A 19,445-nucleotide genomic window follows, 5' to 3' on the forward strand; every position below is an offset into this window, starting at 1 on the left:
AGAGGACTTTGATTCATGCGTAAGCTGCAAGCAAAACTTAACACCCGAATCGGTTTGTTCTGGCTTCTGGTCTTTGTCTTTTGGGCCAAAACAATGTTGGCATACGCGATCGATTTTCACATTTCCATTAGTGATCCCGTTCAAGCCTTTATTGTCGCCATCAATCCGATTGGAACCAGCCTTCTATTATTCGGCCTCGGTTTCTATGCACGGCGGGCGCGGTTCTTTTATCCAATCTTGACGTTAACCTACATTTTAAATACTGTCTTACTTTATCTAAACGTGATTTACTTCCGTGAATTCACCGATTACATGACAGTTTCGACAATGACCGGTTACGATAAAGTCAATCAAGGCTTATCAGGCAGTTCGCTCGCCCTGACCATGCCCCATGATGTCCTTTATTGGCTGGACTTAGTCATTTTAATTCTGCTGTTTGCCTTTCGTTGGTTGAAGTTTGACAAACTAGCACTGCCGAAAAAGACCGGCTTCGCCGTGACTTCGTTTGCTCTTATGTTTATTACATTCAACTTATCTGTCGCTGAAATGGACCGTTCTCAATTAATGACGCGGACGTTTGACCGGACATATGTGGTTAAGTACCTCGGACTAGACTTTTTCACCGCTTACGATGGTGCTAGTGAATGGCACACATCCTCAATGCGGGCCGCGGCCACCAAGTCAGAACTAAAGGATGTCACTGACTTTACGCAGAAACATTATGCCGCGCCAAATAAAACGATGTTTGGTGCCGCTAAGGGCCGCAACGTGATTGTGATTCACCTTGAAAGTTTCCAACAATTTTCGATTGACCAAAAAGTTAATGGTAAGGAAGTCACACCTTTTTTAAACAGCATTTATCACTCTAAGGACACCTATGCGTTTGATAATTTCTTTCATCAAGTGGGTCAAGGGAAAACGTCTGACGCAGAAAACATGCTAGAAGCTGGTACGTACGGTTTGCCACAAGGATCGTTGTTTGCTCAACTGGGCAGCGACGAAACTTTCCAAGCCGCACCAGCGATTCTCGAACAGTCACCCGAAAAGTACACCACTGCCGTTTTCCATGGTAACGTGCCAACATTCTGGAACCGAAATAACGTATATCCAAATTTGGGCTATCAATACTTCTTCTCACAACCGTATTACAATCACAGCGGTGATCGTTCCATGGGTTATGGGTTGAAGGACAAACTGTTATTTGACGACTCTGTGAAGTACCTTCAACATCTGCAACAGCCGTTTTATGTTAAATATCTGACCGTTACGAACCACTTTCCGTTCGAATTAAACAAAGAGGATCAAGATCCAAACTTCAAAACGACTGATACCGATGACTCCGCGGTTAATAACTACTTTGTCACGAACCACTACTTGGACCAATCCGTTGAGGAACTGTTCAACTTCCTGAAGTCCTCGGGACTGTATAACAAGTCAATGATCGTCATCTATGGGGATCATTACGGGATTTCCAATTCAGAAAACAAGAATCTCGCCAGTGTCCTTGGGAAGGATCCAGACAACTGGACCAATTTTGACAACGCCCAACTACAACGTGTGCCATTTATGGTTCATATTCCGGGCAATGGTCATGGTAAGATCGAGCATCAATATGGTGGTGAAATTGACGTTGAACCAACACTGCTCCACTTATTGGGCATCAACTCCAAAAAGTACGTTCAGTTTGGTACCGACCTCTTCTCCAAACACCATGATCAAGTCGTGGCTTTCCGTAACCAAGACTTTGTGACGCCGACTTACACGTCTCTTTCCGGCACCATTTACAACAACAAAACTGGTCAACCTGCTAACCTAACAGCTGCACAGAAGAAACACACAGACGCCGAGCAGGCCAAGGTGACCAAGGAACTAAGCCTGTCTGATTCATTGAATCAAAAGAACCTATTACGATTCTACAAACCAGATGGTTTTACCCCAGTTGATCCTAGTAAATATAAGTACACGAAGGGGTTACAGAAAGCCGAGCAGATCGAACGCGATCGCGGTGTCGGTAGCACCTCGCTGTACAGTCAAAATGGCAATAAATCAATCGAAGGGTTATACCACACGGATGCCCCTGAGGTTGATGACAAGGGTCGTTGATCCATTTCAATACCATAAAAATACCCATCGCAAACGGAAATCATCCATTGCGATGGGCATTTGTTTACCTCTAAATTGTCGGCGACATAACGTTCTTGATGACAACCGTTACGCTGACCGAAAACGCCGTTCCGTGGGGACCGGTCTCAGCCTCCTTAAACCCGGAGTCTTTAACCTTGATTATGAGCCGAAGCCCACGTCTCATAAGTCATCCCGCAACACTAAGCGGCCAAACCCCTGCCGCCAAGTGTTGCCGACACGGAACTATGTCTTCGGTCATCTTCACTCATGTAGTAGATTATTAATCAACAGCCCATTTACTGTTAGATAATGATTTCCGGTTATGTCAGCTGGAGGGCGCCAACATTGACACCGAGCCGTGAAGGTAACTTAAATTCGGTGGTTTGCCCGAATTTAGGTTACGGACGGTCGGAAAGACTCGCGGTCCTCACGAGGCTTTAGGGCGAGGTGAAAGACCGTGAACTTCGGGTTTGAACCGGTCCCACGGCGAGCGTGTCAAGGTTGGCAACCGCAAGCGACGTCCAGCAATGACTCACATCAACCTAAATCGGTAACTAACGGGTCGGAAACGTTTGAAGGGCAACCGAACCGCCGAAAAACAACCCATTCCCAGTAAACTCTGGGAAATTCCGTTTGGCATTGCGGCCCCGCTCACCTGTCAGTAATAAAATGGTGATGGCAATAAAGATAATGGCTAGGATAACAGTCATCCACCAGTCAAACATCCCCGGTTTCCCCATTGTCTGGGTGCCACTACTCATAAACGCAAAGCTATCAACGCTAAAATGGAACAACATCGGCCACCACAAAGCACGTGTGTACAAATACAAAGCGGCTAACAAACAACCGATACTGGCTGCCGACAGCGCCTGTTCAAATGTAGCTGACCAGCTTTGCCCCTGAAGTGCGTTTGGCAAATGAAATAAGCCAAACAAAATACTGGTAACGGCCACAGACCAACCAAACTGATGACGTGAAAACTCAAACGCACGCATCATGAGACTAAGCGTAGCAAAGCGAAGTAGCCATTCTTCCGCGACCCCAGGTTCCACACCGTTTAACATCATCTCGAAGGTCGGTGACTTCATGTGAAAGTCGAATTTCCACAGCGTTCTAAACGATGTTCCTGCATCAAAACTATTAAAAATGACGTAGCCAACACAAAATAATGCCAGTAAAACGATGATCCACCACTGCGCCGTTCTGGAAAACCCAAATCGTGGCAGACGGAATCCCCAAACTTTCATTGCAAAGCCCGTAATAACCACAAAACTAAAAGCACCGACAAAACCAGTGGTTGCCAAGTCTTTTACTACTGGCGCCAATGACTTTTCAAACGCCATGACCGCAATTTCTGGCGCAGCCACGATGACCTCAAACCCAACTGAGAAGAGGACCACAATCCGGCCAACCAATGATTCAATGCGGCCGTATGCAAACACACCGATAGGAATATAAACCAGCAATGACATGATAAAGACTACGATTGCAGCAGCATTAGCGTTAACGTGCAACCGCTTCACACAGATGCCCGCCAATACCATAAGTACCAATGAAACTGTAACCGTCTGAACAAATACTTGACCATAGTGATTGAAACGATACAGAAAACGTTTAAACCAATGACGATTTGCTAATGTTTCCTCGCTTGGAGCCAACAAAATCAATCCTAATAAATTTAATGCCAGCATCACATCCAGTAACACCGCCACCGTAGTTCGATTTTGATGGAGCACGACACACCTCACAATCAAAATAAGCTCTTGAATGATTACCTGCACGAAAAACCAGCGTCGCAATCCTATGTTTGTCGTTAATCCCTGTCTCGCCATATCAGCTCACCTCCGCGTTCAGCAATTTAGTGTTATTCGATGACCGAAGTTTTCCATCATTTATTAAAGTTTTATCGGTCACTTTAATTTCACTGGAATTCTCTTATGATTTTATAATCATATCACTAAAAACATATCAACGTGTTGATGTGAGGCAATCATAATAAGTGATTAAAACCGTGATGATGAGAAGGAATCAATCTACTTTTTTGTGGAACGCATTATTTACCGCCAACAGTTGAAAACAACCGGTCATCTCACAATCCTGTTATGACAGAAGTCAACATTTAAACGATGTGCAAGCTTGCAACTATGTGAGCTGGAGGGCGCCAACATTGACACCGAGCCGTGAAGGTAACTTAAATTCGGTGGTTTGCCCGAATTTAGGTTACGGACGGTCGGAAAGACTCGCGGTCTTCACGAGGCTTTACGGCGAGGTGAAAGACCGTGAACTTCGGGCTTGAACCGGTCCCACGGCGAGTGTGTCAATGTTGGCAACCATAAGCGGTCAGATAATCACCATTTTCCGGCGCACAAAAAAACACCAACACGCTATGAATATCCGCATTGATGTCTTTTTTATTCGAAGGTCGGTAAGGATGCGCCAAGTTGTTCAATTAACTTGATTGCATCATCGATTTTTTCAATTGAAATGGTGTCGCCTAAACTTTCAACTGATTCACGAATTGACTTTTCAATCTTGTGATGCAAACGAACACCCTTATTGGTTAAGAAAACCAATTTGGTCCGGCGATCATCGGCTGTCGTTTTCATTTCAACCTGATCATCCTTTAATAGCTTACCAATTTGCGTCGACACAACACTCATTGAAAATGGCGTTTCCTTGGTAAGCTGCGAAACGGTGATCCCTTTGTTTGCAGCGATTCGTCTCAACAAAACGGCTGTTTGTAAATTAAGACCGAAATGATTAACAAAATTAATTGCCGCACGATTAGCAACATAAACTTCGTTAACGTAGTGATCACACAATACTGCAACCATTGCATCAACATTTTCCTGATTATTCATTGGTTCGGACATTACGAGAACCCCTTTTCTCAAAAATTACTGTAATAAACCCAGTTGTCTTTGATCCACTTATAGCTTTGCCCAAGTGATTAAAGTTAAACTTATGAAATGAATTGTACTTAATTGTAGTTGAGAAACCTAAAAAATACCATAAACTTATTAATATTATACCCATTTAACCAAATTTATTGCATAAAAAGAGGAACAATAATGCCTAAACTTGGCGTTATCGTCCCTTCTTCAACTAAAATAAATTCATTTTACGTTAATTTGCTCATGATGCTCTGACCACGGATAGGCCTTAACGACACCAACAACTTTGCTCTTAGGTACAAATCCATAGTACCGACTGTCGTTTGACACAGCGCGATTATCCCCGAGAACAAAATAACTATCCTTGGGAACTTTAGTGACGCCAGCATTACGCGTCCAGTTTTCATCATAGCTAAGTGTTTTTAGATTAAAGCCTTTGTAGTCGTTACCGTTATGTGGTAAAGCCGTTAGTGTACCAGCCTGTTGTTGCTTTTTAGTGATATAGCTCTGGGAAACAAACTTCCCGTTCACGTATAACTTCCCATCAGCGTGATAATCAATCGTATCCCCAGGCATTCCAATAATCCGCTTAACATACATAACTTTAGTATCAGTCGCCTGTGGGTCCACACCGTAAGCCTTAAACACGATGACCCGATCATGCTTTAATGGCGCCTGCTTAAAGGCCCACACCCGCTCGTCATTCTGAAGGTTAGGCAACATTGAGGGCCCATCGACACGTACGTGCGCAATCAGCAGCCATTTAACTAACATTGCAATGGCAAAACCAATTAAAATTGGCCACACCCAACTCATAACTTTTTTAATGTGAAGCACATCCTTTCACAGGGCTTTTACTATAGATTAAAAAGACATTAGTAGATATTATTATAGCCGTTTTTTGACCGACATAAAGTGATAAAAACAATAATTGTTAAAATATCGTTTTTATCGACTATTCGTTGGGTAAATGAACCGACGTACTGTGCACTGGACCACGATGGTGTGGATCGATAGCAAATGAAGCGGCGTGGACAGCCGTAGCCGCTTCACCAAATCCCGTCGCAATTAAGGCCACTTTACCATCGTAGCTGGCCGTATCACCAGCGGCGTAGATGCCGTCAACACTAGTTTTCATGCTACCATCGACAGCCACTTGTTGCCTGTTTTGATCAAACTGCAGGTCCCAGTTTTCAAACACACTGTGATCTGAGATAAAGCCATAATTCACAACCAGATCATCCACAGTAACCGTTCGATGATTGTCTGTTTTCATTTCTTTTAAGTCAACTGTCACCTGCTTGCTATTTGCCGTCAGTCCACTCACGAGATAAGGCGTAACTGTTTCAACACTGGATTCATTTAGCCTAGTCACACTGTGTGGCAAGGCCCGAAATGAATCACGTCGGTGCATCAAATACACATGATGAGCTACCGGTTCTAACATCAATGCAATATCAATGGCCGCATCTCCACCACCGGCAATCATCACGTCATGATCCTTAAATTGAGCGACCTTCGGCACAAAGTACCAAAGATTACGCCCCTCAAAAGCCTCTGCGTTATCCACAGCCAGTTTGCGCGGCGTAAAAGCGCCATTACCTGTAGTCACTAAAACGGCCTTAGAATGCGTCACATCCTTGTTGGTCGTGATCGTGAAATCACCCAGTTGACCACTCACGTTCGTCACTGTTGTTTCCGTCTTTATCGTAACAGGAAATTCACTCGTTTGTGCCACTAATCTGTCGACTAATTCTTGGGCGGTTACGTGGCTAAAACCGGCCACATCCAAAATCCGTTTTTCCGGGTACAACGTGGTTAATTGGCCACCAACCTGGGGCAAGCTTTCAACAACTTGCGTTTTTAACTCCTGCAAACCTGCGTAAAAAGCGGCAAATAAGCCCACGGGACCACCGCCAATAATTGTTAAATCATACATTGCTTCATCCATTATTAAATCCTGTCATTCCTCTTCAAAAGTGGGTAATTTTAGCTGATGTTGTTGTTCAAACAAACGGCCAATGCGCAACAATGCCAATTCATCACCTTTACGAGCGGTGAACTGAATGCCGATTGGTAATCCTGCGTCAGTCACAAATGTTGGCAAACTGATAGCCGGTTGTCCTGTTAAATTAGCCTGTTGTGTAAATGGCGACAATGTCAGCGCCTGTTCAAAATAATCCCACAACAGTTGCAAACGCTCAGATGATTTCATCCGCATCACATGATCGATCTGGGCATCTATATCTGGATCCACCAAGGGATTGTCCAAACGTGGTGCCGGGTAAGCAGTCGTTGGGGTGAGATACAGATCATACGTATCCAAAAAGTCATTCATCTGTGCACTGGCTTGATCCCATAGACCCATTGCCTGACTATACTGTGCGCCAGTGACACCTAGCCCTGCCTGATAGATCAGCCACGTCAACCGTTCCATATCGTCTGGCCCAACCGAACGTCCTAAGGCCTGATTAACAGAATCAAACATTGCGGCGGTTTCAGCACCGTTCATCATGTAGTAAGACCGCATGAGTGCCGCACCATCCAATGGATTGCTCTTTTCGACCACTTCGTAGCCCTGTTCCCGTAAGAATGTCACAGCGTCTTCAACCGCCTGCACAGCCGCCTTAGAAACAGGCGTGCCAACGGGTGATTTTGTACTGTAAGCAATTCTCAGATGAGCTGGCTGATCCCAGAGTTGCGCAGCGAACCCTTGTAGGTTAACCGGCGTACTAAATGGTGCCTCCGGTTGGTACGTTTGCAACCAGTCTAATAGGGCAGCCGTATCACGAATTGAATGCGTCAACGCAAAGTTAATGGACGCGCCGGCCCAGCCACGCCAGCCATCAGGACCGACAGGCACTCGCCCACGTGTGGGTTTCAATCCAATCAAGCCAGAAAACGAGGCTGGAATGCGGATTGATCCACCACCATCATTACCAGCTGCTAGTGGCACATACCCGGCTGCAACACTTGTCGCTGCGCCACCAGATGAACCACCAGGATAATAGTCGCGATCCCACGCATTTCGCGTTTTACCATACAGCACCGGATCAGTAATGTTTTTGAAGCCAAACTCTGGCGCATTCGTTTGACCGATTATAATAAAACCGGCATCCTGCAATGCGGCAACAAAGTTATCTGTTTTGCCCGCAATCTCCTCTTTGAATAGGCGTGCACTCAGCGTGGCTGGCTCGCCTTTTAAATTTTGTCCGAGATCCTTCAGCAACAATGGTACGCCTAAAAAGGGCTGACCGAGATCCTGCAACTGGCGGGCCTCCGACAGCGCTTTTTCACGGCGCGTGTGAACGACTGCATTCAAGTCATCGTTGGTCGCTTCGATCCGTGCAAAAGCTGCTTCGACCAAGGCCTCACTGGTCACTTCGCCATCGCGAACCCGACGTGCTAATTCCAATGCATCTGCCATGACAATTCGCCTCCAAACGTTTGTTGATTGTTAGCTAAATTATACCGCATTCCATGTTTTGCATGCGATTTTTGAGTGACACATTGAGGATGTCTTAATATGTGGTGAGGTACTTTATCGTGCTTGGCCTGCGCTTACGGTTGGCAACAGTGACACGCTCGCCGTGGGACCGGATCGAGCACGAAGTTCACGGTCTCTCACCTCGTCGCATAGCCCCGTGAAAAACCGGGTCTCTGCGACCGTCCGTGATGTAAATTCGGAAAAACCATCGAATTAACATCACCATCACGGCTCGGTATCACTGTTACCGTCCTCCAGCTCATATCCTAACAAAATACAGACGCACATCAGTTAACAACAACTGATACTAGTCTGCACAGTCATGACATAAATAAAAATAAGGCCAAATGACACGTTTAATATGCATCATTTAACCTTATTTTTATTAATAGCGACAACAATTGTTATCACTCGGCACGCTTACCTATGTAAGCAACCACGTTGAAAAACTAGTTTTCGCCTTCCAACTTCTTTGCATCTGCATCAATCGTGGCAAAACCAGATTCTTTTGATTCTGACTTTGGGTTCTTAGCACGATCTTCTTCGGCCTTTTCGATCAAAGCCTTACGTTCTTCCTTACTCAATTTAGCCATGATATTCGCCTCTTTTAAATGGAAAAGAAACGGGCGCCATTAAGTCCCACGCATTGTGGGGACGGCTCGTTGGTTTCATTGTAGCGCTTTTATCAGATTTTGGTAAACTTTGTTTTATTCAAAATCACCGTTCGGTTCGTTTCAGTTCAAGCTGTAGCTCACCCGTCGTCTCGCGACCCAACATGAAGCCCTGCCCCTTCAAGAGCATGACGCTCTGAACATTGGCTGATTGCACGGTTGCAATAACCTTTTGAAGATTGAGCTCATCAAATGCAAACGACAGCATATGACTCAGCACTTCACTCATGACACCCTGACGCTGAGCAGACGGCAATAGTTCAAACGTAATTGCTGCGTTTTTGCGATCCACTGTAAAAGAATCGAACCCAAACGTCCCTAAAAATTCACCCGTCCGCTTGTCACCAATGCCCCATACCAACGCGTCATTGTTCATAATCTTGCTCATGACACGGTTAACGTGAGCAGCCGTGTCCATGATGGTTGCATCAACATCTCGATTGACCAGCCTTGCTATATTAGAATCATGCCGCAATTCAAAGACTTCCTTCACCTTGAATGTGGTTAGCCAGTCTAACTCATAATGTTTGGTCATGATTGGATGATACTTTTCAAAAATCATGGTTCGCCTTCTTTCTCATGACGCTATTATACAAATTTAGGCTAGTAAAGTCAGAATTAAGGGTTGCTTTACTTTTTATTGCGGGGTCGCATGGTATAATTCTGCTAAGAAATGTGAGGGGAAACATCATGTTAGTCGCGTACAAAAAGTTTTGGCAACAATCATTTCATATTAAGGGTGTTGCGACCCGGGCCGAATTTTGGTGGGCCTTTCTGGTTAACTTCTTTTTTGAAATCCTGTTTCAGGCCATGCAATATCTGCGAGCCTTTGATTTCAATGACCATCCGTCAGCCCGGGTGGGGACTGGAAATCCTCACCTTACCCACTGGCTGTTTGCCGGTGGTGAGAACAGTGTATTCGCCAATACGTTTGTCATTCTTGCCATTATTTTCATGTTGGCAACGCTCATCCCCAAATTCACCATTGCGGTTCGTCGCTCCCACGACTTCAATTGGTCAGCACATTGGTTGATTGGCCTGTGGATAGTCCGTTTGCTACTCTTCTTAACTACCATGTACGAATTGATCTTGTTAGTCGTGAACTACCAGAATGGTCACGTGAACGCTGCCATGGCCAATTTTGAGTGGGGATTTCTGGCATTACTGATATTCTTCATCCTCGAACTCATTGAATGGAGATTGCTAGCCAAGAAGTCCAAACGACCTAACCGTTACTTAGCTGACCCAACGCCTACGACTAATCCCAACGATGATGGTGGCGACTCAAAGACGGTTAACAGTGAAACTGAAAGCACAACTATAACAAACGAAACAACGGGCAAATAAGCCCTTTAGTCCGCCGTTTGGCATGCCAACTTAAATTAACGGTATAAAGAGACCACAATTCTGAAACAAATCGGAATTGTGGTCTTTAAATTATTCAGCTTGTTTACCCGCAGTGTCATCGCGTTAATCGCTACGATCACTGTACTCAAGGACATCAATACTGGCAGGCTTGTTAAACATTTCAATTTGCTGCAAATTATCTAAGGCGAAGATCAAAACATACCGGTATGTTTTAGAAGTAACCCCACAGAAAAATAACAACACTTAAATATGATGGTCACCGCTAACCGTTGTGCTGGTAATAATAATCAACAAAACGGCTTCACAGTGAATAAAAAATCCCCTCACGGGTGACACACGGGTGACAGATGAACTATCATAACTCATCTATCACTCGTGAGGTGATTATTGCCAGAATATGAGATTTATTTTTTATAGACCATGTACTCAAATAACTACATCTTCGTGTGGATTTAAATATCCCTAACTTCAAGCCCAGTGTGATGCCTTATCTACCTTATTTCATTTCGGCTGTCTTTAGTAAATCGTCACGGTGTCCCATCGTAGCGAGCTTACTTAATGCTGCTGATGGCGTGTGGTCAAAAGCCTTTGATCCATTCATTTCGGTACCCCAAACACCAGATGAAAATGGCGTTTTGTAATTGCCCTTAGACATGTTTTTGATAGTAACCGTATATTTGCCATCGTTTTCTTTAACAGTCGCCTTTAGGAACTTTGAAGTCTTTTTGTATTTCAGCTTACCGTCATTTGCTTTGACTGACTTCACAGTGCTTGCGTCCGGAGCCGCAAACAATCCGATTTTATTCGTAATATTTATACTCTTACCATCTTTAAAGTCTGCCTTACTTAATTTGGTTCCATCTGCTGACATTGGGGCAAAATACCAACCCTTTGATCCAGATGCGGCGTGCATAAAGGCAAAATGCAAGTATGTTGAGTCTCCTTTCAACATAGAGACCTTGAATGACACAGACTTACCAGGCAAGGTTGCTCCAACAACCTTCTTGTCCTTACTATTATAGCTTCCAACGATGGCACCGGACGTCTTACTCATATCGTTTCTTTTCATTTCAAACGTCGTGGCATGTGTCGCATCAGCTTTGACATTTGTAGTACCGACAGTTGCTAAAGTCATTGGTAGCACTGCTAAAATTAGGCCCGTTGCAATCTTGTTTTTCATAATAAAAATATCTCCTTGCCTATTAATTATATTTAAATACTTTCAAAACTACTGATAGAAATACAATAGTATTCTCTACCTTCCAACCAAATTATCTTTTTCGAAAATTAGGAATATTTAATTACAATTATTTAATCCCCCCTTGAGTACATATGAGTATTCGCAGCGACTAAGTCCTATAAACGCAATCACCAAATTGATGAGACATTCACGACTTAGGGGCTCATTAAGACCCATAGCATCCCTCCCAAGTGATAAAAGCATATTAGTGAACCTGATTGATATTAAATCCACTAACATTTTTTGGCAAAGAAATGTACTCGATATTCACCTATTTGAACGAATTACACCGAGTCCAAGATTTAGAGACATTGGTTACACAAGGAAAAACTCATAATTCCATGAGGATGACAGAAAAAGAAGCATTTAGTCTCATAAAAAGACCACAATTCTGAAACAAATCGGAATTGTGGTCTTTAAATTATTCAGCTTGTTTATTTACCCGCAGTGTCATCGCGTTAATCGCTACGATCACTGTACTTAGAGACATCAACACTGCCCCGAGCATTGGGCTCAAGATAAAGCCCAACGGTGCCAGGACCCCTGCTGCCAATGGGATGGCTAAAATATTATAACCAGCCCCCCACCAGAGGTTCTCTGTCATCTTACCAGTTGTCTTACGAGCTAAATTCAAGAATTCAACAACATCGTTAGGGTCGCTGCGAACCAACACAACGTCGGCCGAATCAATCGCCACATCTGTGCCCGAGCCAATCGCCACACCAATATCTGCACGCGCTAAACTCGGCGCGTCGTTAACCCCATCACCAATCATCATGACGGAACCATTTTCCTGATACTGACGAACAATTTTCTCCTTATCCTCTGGCATCAATTGCGCTCGCACTTCGTCGATGACCAATTGTTTGGCAACCACTTGAGCCGTTTGTTCGTTATCACCCGTTAACATAACGGGCACGATGTGTTGCTTTTTTAACATACTGATCATGTGTTTGGCAGCTGGTTTAATTTCATCCCCCTGCGCCACAAAACCAGTTAATCGATCATCTACAAGCAAATAACTAACAGAATTGCCTGAACTAGCAAGTTCATCAAACTGCTGGTGGTCGTAAGCTATTCCCTGCTGGTTCAGATATGTGGCCGAGACAATGTCCATCTTATGACCATCTGCCCGGCCCTGCACGCCGACACCGGTAATCTGAGCAATGTCACTCACTTTTACCGCTGTAATTTGGCGGTGTTTGGCCGCGTTCAAAATACCAACTGCTAATGGATGGCTAGACCCATTTTCCAGACCAGCCAACTGGGCCAATACCGCATCATCGCTCACGCCATCAATTAAACTGCCAACAGCATGCACCTCAAAGTTTCCTTCAGTTAGAGTCCCCGTCTTATCCATCAAGGCGTACTTCAATGTCTTGACGCGTTCCATTGCATCACGATTACGGATCAACAAACCATTACGGGCAGCAATAGAAGTGCTTCGGGCAACGACCAGCGGAATTGCTAAACCAAGCGCATGCGGGCAGGCAATCACGAGCACCGTCACTGCCACGGATAGTGCCAGCGCCAAATTACCGATGAATAGCCATGTCACAAAGGCTACAATGGCGACCAATAATGCTGCGTAAAACAGCGTTCCAGCAACTTTATCAGCCATGTTTTCCTGTTCTGACTTCGACTGTTGCGCATTGGCCACCAAATCCATAACTTGCGCTAAATAACCTGAATCGCCGGTTCCGGTAATCGTCATTTCAAACGTGCCATCACCGTTGACTGAACCGCCAATAACTTTATCATCGGCCTTCTTCTCAATCCGTTTGGCCTCACCCGTAACCATGGCTTCGTTAACACTAGTGGTTCCACTTACCAACACACCGTCAGCCGGAATCTGTTCACCCGCTCTTACTGACACATGATCACCCACGGCCAATTCGTTGACTTGAACATCCTGTGTCTGTCCATTGACGATCTTGTGTGCAGTGTTCGGTAAGAGTTTGGCCAGTGAGTCAACCGCTGAACCGGCATTCATCACTGCGTTCATTTCAATCCAGTGACCTAGTAGCATGATGTCGATCAACGTTGCCAATTCCCAAAAGAAATTCATCACCATAGGCTTCACGTCGAACACATTGTTCGCGATTGTGGCATAAATACTGTAAATGTACGCAACAGAAATACCCATAGCAATCAGCGCCATCATCGCTGGCTTGCGCGTTTTCAATTCGTCAACGGCTCCGGAAAAGAATGGTGCCCCACCATAGAAGAACAAAATGGTCCCGATTAACGCCACCACCCAGTCAGAACCTGGAAACGACAACTGGAACGGCAACCGTGCGCCCATCATTGGCGTTAATAAAATGATCGGAATCGTTAAAACTAAGGACACCCAAAACTTCCGTTTGAGATTACCCATGTGCATCATGCCATGACCAGCCATCTGCATATCATCCTGATTCATTTCGTCGTGCTTCATTTCATGATCCATCGACATGTTGTTCATCATGTACCTCCCTTGACGCTTTTGATTTTACGTTTACATTTGTAATCGATAGGTACAGTTTACAATCGTAAACGAAAATCGTCAAGTCATAAGTTTCATAATTTCATGAAAAAAGGAACTGGTTGGCTATTACACCAAACAGTTCCTTTTCGTAAAAAAATTTAATTAAGCTTCCTGCTTCATGGCATCGCAGCCATCTGGCAAACAATCACATGCCACCGTCTCCGGCGCCGTCTTAGCTTTTTCCGCCAATTGAGCTTGCAGGTCAGCAATGTTTGCCTTGCTGAGCGTCAGATCATCAATCAAGTCAGCTAACGTTTGACCGACTTTCATCTGACACAGGTGGCCAAACAAAGCGCGTGTTGCACTATCCATGGCATCTTGTTCAGCAATCAACGGCGTATAAATGAACGCGTTACCGTCTTTTCTCGTTGTGAGCGCCTGCTTCTTAACCAAACGCCCCAGTAGTGTCTTAACTGTGGCTGACTTCCAGCCCATCTTGTCAGCTAAAATTTCGGTAATCTGGCGGCTGTTCGATTCACCTAACGTCCACACAATTCGCATTACTTCCCATTCCGCATCGCTAATTTCAAGTTTTACTGTGGCTTCCATGTTGATAACCACCTTTCGTCATCTTTAACTAGTTCCGATGAGTAAAGTTTACACTTGTAATCGTGTTTTTTCAACGATGTTGTTTTGTTGGTATGAACACATGGGTTTTAATTTTATGATGAATTAAATTCACTTTAGATTGAAAAAGTTGAGTTTTATTTATTCAATGACATCCTTTATACTTGGCAACAAGTAAAAGAGAGGGAGCGACAGTTATGAGTGAATTATTTGCAGATCGTGCCGCCATTGGCACAGAAAGTCGTTTGGCACAGTTATTTGGTGGGCAGTTAGGTCCAGACGGAATTAAATTTTCCGCTGGCAATCCCAACCCTGACCTGTTTCCAACCGCACAAATGCAAAACGCCTTTAACACCGCCATCGATACTGCGGGTAACCACTTATTTGAGTATCAAGAGGTCGCTGGCCCCGTTCACCTTCGTCAACAACTGGCCAATCGCGTTCACCAAACGGCTGGTATCAATGCCACGGCTGATAATGTATTGGTCACCCAAGGCGGCCAACAGGCCATTGATTTAGTAGCCAAGTTGCTGCTCGACACTGGTGATGAAGTCGCTGTCGAAACACCTACTTATGTTGGTGCCCTTGCTTCGTTTGATCAATATGGTCCTACTTACTTAGATGTGCCAATGGAAGACGACGGTATGGATGTTGATGCACTCGCCTCATTGTTGAAAACCCATCCCAATATCAAACTGGTCTACACAGTGCCGGATTTTCATAATCCCACCGGTGTTACGATGTCCGTTGCCAAACGGAAGCGGTTGGTTGAACTAGCTGAAGAATATCACTTCTACATTCTTGAAGATACACCATACCGCGATTTGCGGTACCACGGTCACTCATTGCCGGCTATTAAATCCTTTGACCGCCATGGTCGTGTTATTTTCATCAGCAGCTTCTCAAAAATTTTAATGCCAGGTTTGCGTACCGGTTGGGTGGTCGCGGATGAAATGGTCATCAATAAACTGCGTCAACTGAAAGAAACCAGTGATCTTGAATCACCAGCCATTATGTTGCATGCTGTGTCTGCCTTTTTGGATAACAACGACTTAAACCAACATGTGGCTAACATGCTGACTACCTATCGCAATCGACTAGATGCGATGCTTAACGCACTGACCGAATTCATGCCAGACACAGTTAAATTCACACGCCCTGATGGTGGTTTCTTCGTTTGGCTGACACTGCCAGAAAATGTCGACACACAAGCATTGTTACAGGATGTTGTGATGCCGCAAGCACATATCAGTTACGTTCCCGGTCAAGTCTTCTTCGCTCATCAAAACGTACACAATGGCCTGCGGTTGAACTTTTCCGGTGTTGATGAACAACAAATCACTGCTGGCATTCAACGACTGGCAACTGCACTGACTGAAAATACTGTCAAAGTGCAGTAAGTTTTTCCGCCCTCTCTTTGAATCATTCAAAAAACAGCGTCCAGATTATCAACTTTTTGATAGTCTGGACGCTACTTTTTGTACATAATATTCGTCCGTTACGCCGACCTGCGACGCCGTTTCCGTGAGGACCGGTCTCAACCCGCAAAAGCCGCGGTTTTCAACCTCGATTCTGAGCCACAGTACGTCTCAGAAGTCGTCCCACAATACTAAATGGCCAAGCCCCCGCCATTAAGTATTGTCGACACCGAAACTCTGTCGCCGGTCAGCTCCACTACATAACCAAAGCCCGCTCTAAAGATTTTTAACTATCTCACATATGGGAACAACTCTAGCGTTGTGAAAAATCACAGGAATTTCCACATCTAGACAGCATTACCAGAAACTAGACAATGTCTGAACGTGGTGTTGTCTGTTTTAGTGGTGACGTGGTGATCACTGCTATGTGAGCGAAAGGGCGGCAACATTGACACCAAGCCGTGCATGTGATGTTAATCTGAGTGATTTTGCTCAGATTTACATCACGGACGGACGTCAAGACTCGCGGGCTTCACGAGGCTCGACGGCGAGGTGAAAGACTTCGGTTTTTAGAAGGCTTAAACCGGTCCCACGGCGGCGTGTCAATGTTGCCAACCGGCAGCGAAAGCTGTCACGACAGCCACAATCTACCGTTGCTCACGTGCCAAAGCCAACTGAGCAATTTTTTTGATCAAGTCAACCGGCAGCGGTTTGTCTAGTGGCAGTTGAATAGCACCCTTGCTAGTATGAAAATCACTTAACTCCGTTTGCATCAACGCAATCGGTTCCGCGCCAGGATACAAACCGGTATGGTGCTTCATATTCGCAAAGTGAATAATGTTACGTTGACCATAAAATGTTGGCATACCGTACGAGATTTTCTCTTGTGCATTAGGCAACTCTGCCTTCAACAATACGTATAATTCGTTCAATCGCGCCTGCCGTTCTGCTGGCTGATCCGCGATATATTGTTCGATCACCGTCATCTTTTCCTCGATTCCATGCCTAGGCATTAACGATGTCCGCTTTTAATCCGGCTAACTGACTTGCTGGTCGTTTCTTACCACGACGAGCCCGCAATGCAGAAAGGATCGACACAGTGTCCACGACTTCCTGCAACAAGGCACCAATTAATGCGGGCACAACTCCAGTAGCCGCAATCAACATCAGGCCGACACAAACGAAAATCCCGATCAGCACGGATTCTTTGGCAATTCGCATAGTATCCGCGGCAATGATACGGGCACTCACTACACGACTCAAATCATCCTTCACGATAACAGCATCAGCGGACTCGCTAGCCGCAGTCGACCCGTGGGCTCCCATTGCAATGCCGACATCAGCGGTTGCCAGCGATGGTGCGTCGTTCACGCCATCCCCGACCATAATGACTGGTCGTAAATTTTTCGGCACTTGTTTGAGCGCAGCAATCTTATCCGCTGGCAATAACTCAGCGTGAACGTCATCAACGCCAGCCTGCTTTGCAATGGTCATGGCGCCTTGTCGTTGATCACCCGTCAACATCATAATATGATCCACACCCAAGCGACGCAAGCAATTCATGGTTGCCGGCGCTTCGTCTCGCATGGTATCCATAAACGTAATGGCACCCAAATATTTACCATCGCATGAGACATATACGGCAGTTTGCTGCTGTGGCGATAACTTTTCTTCGGTCACAAAGCTAAGTTTGCCGACCTTAATAAGATGATCATCAACCTGTGCGCTCACGCCGTTTGCTGTAGATTCCGCCACATCGCTAACGGGTACCAAATGTTGTGCACCAACATGTTCAACCAATGATCGGGCCAGAATGTGGCTCGAGCCCTGTTCTACACTAGCCGCTAACTGCAACAACTGATCATTTGTAGTTGCGCCTTCCGGTATCACTTGATCAACGCTTAGAACACCATTCGTGATCGTCCCAGTTTTATCAAACGAAATACTACGCGCATCAGCTAGTTTTTCAAGAGTTGTCCCAGTTTTAACGATGATCCCGTTGCGTGATGCCCGTGACATCCCAGAAATTAGCGCAGTCGGTGCCGCCAAAATCAATGGACATGGCGACGCAACTACTAACACTTGCGCAAAACGAACTGGGTCTTTAGAAATGAACCAGGCAATTCCTGCAATCACATAAGCAATCAATGTAAATGGCACAGCGTAGCGATCCGCCATGCGCACGAAATGCGCCGGCCGTGCTTCCGCTTCACGAACTAATTGAATAATCTTTTGGTATTGGCTATCAGCCGCCAGTTTGTCAACCTGAACCGTGATGGTTTGATCTCCATTCACTGCACCAGACATCACTTCATCTCCAACGCCCTTTTCAACTGGCCGTGCTTCACCGGTCAAAGAAGATTCGTCAAACGTGGACGTCCCAATAACGACATGTGCGTCAGCCCCAACCATTTCGCCGGGCTTGATTAGCAAGCGATCGCCAACCTTTAATGAATCAACGTCGACATCAGTGATGGTGTCATCTGTCACGCGGTGCGCAACTTCGGGTGTTTTATCCAGTAATGCCTGCAACTCACTGTTCGCACGCCGTGATGCAAAATCTTCCAACGCATCACCGCCAGTTAGCATAACTAAAACAACCAACGCGGCCCAGTACTCACCAACAGCAAGTGTGGCAACCACCGCTGTAATTGCAAGGAGGTCGACGCCATATTTACCACTGCGTAGCGTTCGAATCATCCCCATCAACATTCCAAACGCCATTACCGCCCCTACGATTGTAATCAACCACTGAGCAGCAAGCGCTTGATGTGCGATAAATTGCAACACTAATGCAATGACGGCGACCGAAATGATCAAACTCAGTTTTTGCCGGTTTTTCATGGGTATCCTCTCCTTAGTTGTGTGGTGATTGTTAATTTCATTATATTAGAATCATTCTAAATAATCAATAAATAGCCTGTTTTTGTACTCTATTTATTCATAAAATATTTCAACCTCAAATTGGTCTCAATAATTATTAAGAATACGGTTATTTCGACACTGTTGTTTTCAAAAAGAAGCGCAAGAGTGTGCCAAATGCAACTTGTTAACAGCTATGCTACAAGACAGGGGAACAGGTCCCTGTCTTATACGGCGATAATTATCTGCAACATAATAATTATCAAGCAATCATTAATAAGAGACAA

At 45.1% G+C, this 19,445-nt stretch carries 15 protein-coding genes; 3 read left to right on the forward strand and 12 right to left on the reverse strand.

The annotated features are described in order from the left end of the window. Positions 1-15: 15 nt before the first annotated feature. Positions 16-2,103 carry an LTA synthase family protein gene (locus LROSL1_RS11295; protein WP_178914628.1) on the forward strand — a complete coding sequence of 696 codons (2,088 nt, stop codon included), beginning with the start codon at positions 16-18 and terminating at the stop codon, positions 2,101-2,103. A gap of 575 nt (positions 2,104-2,678) precedes the next feature. On the opposite strand, the gene LROSL1_RS11300 is transcribed toward LROSL1_RS11295, so the two are convergent. The 7 genes from LROSL1_RS11300 to LROSL1_RS11330 all read right to left on the reverse strand — a co-directional run bounded on the left by LROSL1_RS11300 (position 2,679) and on the right by LROSL1_RS11330 (position 9,738). Next, positions 2,679-3,956, reverse strand: a complete 1,278-nt coding sequence (locus LROSL1_RS11300) for a CPBP family intramembrane glutamic endopeptidase (RefSeq protein ID WP_178914629.1) — start codon at positions 3,954-3,956, stop codon at positions 2,679-2,681. Positions 3,957-4,535: 579 nt separating this feature from the next. Further along, on the reverse strand, positions 4,536-4,997 hold the full coding sequence (locus LROSL1_RS11305) for a MarR family winged helix-turn-helix transcriptional regulator (protein WP_017261503.1): 462 nt from the start codon (positions 4,995-4,997) through the stop codon (positions 4,536-4,538). Between the two features lie 243 nt (positions 4,998-5,240). Next, the gene (gene lepB / locus LROSL1_RS11310) at positions 5,241-5,834 is read right to left on the reverse strand and encodes a signal peptidase I (RefSeq protein ID WP_017261504.1); all 594 of its coding nucleotides are present in this window, start codon (positions 5,832-5,834) and stop codon (positions 5,241-5,243) included. Between the two features lie 139 nt (positions 5,835-5,973). Continuing rightward, positions 5,974-6,969, reverse strand: a complete 996-nt coding sequence (locus tag LROSL1_RS11315) for an NAD(P)/FAD-dependent oxidoreductase (protein ID WP_178914630.1) — start codon at positions 6,967-6,969, stop codon at positions 5,974-5,976. 12 nt (positions 6,970-6,981) lie between these two features. After that, complete coding sequence (locus tag LROSL1_RS11320; RefSeq protein ID WP_178914631.1) at positions 6,982-8,445, reverse strand: amidase; 1,464 nt, start codon at positions 8,443-8,445, stop codon at positions 6,982-6,984. 509 nt (positions 8,446-8,954) lie between these two features. Next, on the reverse strand, positions 8,955-9,098 hold the full coding sequence (locus LROSL1_RS11325) for a hypothetical protein (RefSeq protein WP_178914632.1): 144 nt from the start codon (positions 9,096-9,098) through the stop codon (positions 8,955-8,957). A gap of 124 nt (positions 9,099-9,222) precedes the next feature. Further along, positions 9,223-9,738: a GNAT family N-acetyltransferase gene (locus tag LROSL1_RS11330; RefSeq protein ID WP_178914633.1), complete on the reverse strand. Its 516-nt coding sequence runs from the start codon at positions 9,736-9,738 to the stop codon at positions 9,223-9,225. A gap of 128 nt (positions 9,739-9,866) precedes the next feature. Between LROSL1_RS11330 and LROSL1_RS11335 the strand changes: the two genes are divergently transcribed. Then, on the forward strand, positions 9,867-10,523 hold the full coding sequence (locus tag LROSL1_RS11335; RefSeq protein ID WP_178914634.1) for a DUF805 domain-containing protein: 657 nt from the start codon (positions 9,867-9,869) through the stop codon (positions 10,521-10,523). Positions 10,524-11,040: 517 nt separating this feature from the next. Here the strand turns inward: LROSL1_RS11335 and LROSL1_RS11340 are convergent. From LROSL1_RS11340 to LROSL1_RS11350, 3 genes are all read right to left on the reverse strand, one after another. Next, positions 11,041-11,724: a hypothetical protein gene (locus LROSL1_RS11340; RefSeq protein WP_178914635.1), complete on the reverse strand. Its 684-nt coding sequence runs from the start codon at positions 11,722-11,724 to the stop codon at positions 11,041-11,043. A 481-nt stretch (positions 11,725-12,205) separates the two neighbouring features. Beyond that, on the reverse strand, positions 12,206-14,248 hold the full coding sequence (locus LROSL1_RS11345; protein ID WP_178914636.1) for a heavy metal translocating P-type ATPase: 2,043 nt from the start codon (positions 14,246-14,248) through the stop codon (positions 12,206-12,208). Positions 14,249-14,413: 165 nt separating this feature from the next. After that, positions 14,414-14,860, reverse strand: a complete 447-nt coding sequence (locus LROSL1_RS11350; protein WP_178914637.1) for a CopY/TcrY family copper transport repressor — start codon at positions 14,858-14,860, stop codon at positions 14,414-14,416. A 215-nt stretch (positions 14,861-15,075) separates the two neighbouring features. Between LROSL1_RS11350 and LROSL1_RS11355 the strand changes: the two genes are divergently transcribed. Then, positions 15,076-16,278, forward strand: coding sequence for an aminotransferase-like domain-containing protein (locus LROSL1_RS11355; protein ID WP_178914638.1), 1,203 nt, complete (start codon positions 15,076-15,078; stop codon positions 16,276-16,278). Between the two features lie 665 nt (positions 16,279-16,943). Here the strand turns inward: LROSL1_RS11355 and LROSL1_RS11360 are convergent. Both LROSL1_RS11360 and LROSL1_RS11365 read right to left on the reverse strand, forming a co-directional pair. Continuing rightward, entirely contained in the window at positions 16,944-17,309 is a 366-nt protein-coding gene (locus LROSL1_RS11360) for an iron chaperone (RefSeq protein WP_404825807.1), read from the reverse strand. Further along, the gene (locus LROSL1_RS11365) at positions 17,302-19,140 is read right to left on the reverse strand and encodes a heavy metal translocating P-type ATPase (protein ID WP_178914639.1); all 1,839 of its coding nucleotides are present in this window, start codon (positions 19,138-19,140) and stop codon (positions 17,302-17,304) included. Before LROSL1_RS11365 ends, LROSL1_RS11360 begins: the two co-directional genes overlap by 8 nt. Positions 19,141-19,445: the final 305 nt, after the last annotated feature.

The organism is Furfurilactobacillus rossiae (assembly GCF_013394005.1).
In the GTDB taxonomy this organism is placed as follows: domain Bacteria; phylum Bacillota; class Bacilli; order Lactobacillales; family Lactobacillaceae; genus Furfurilactobacillus; species Furfurilactobacillus rossiae.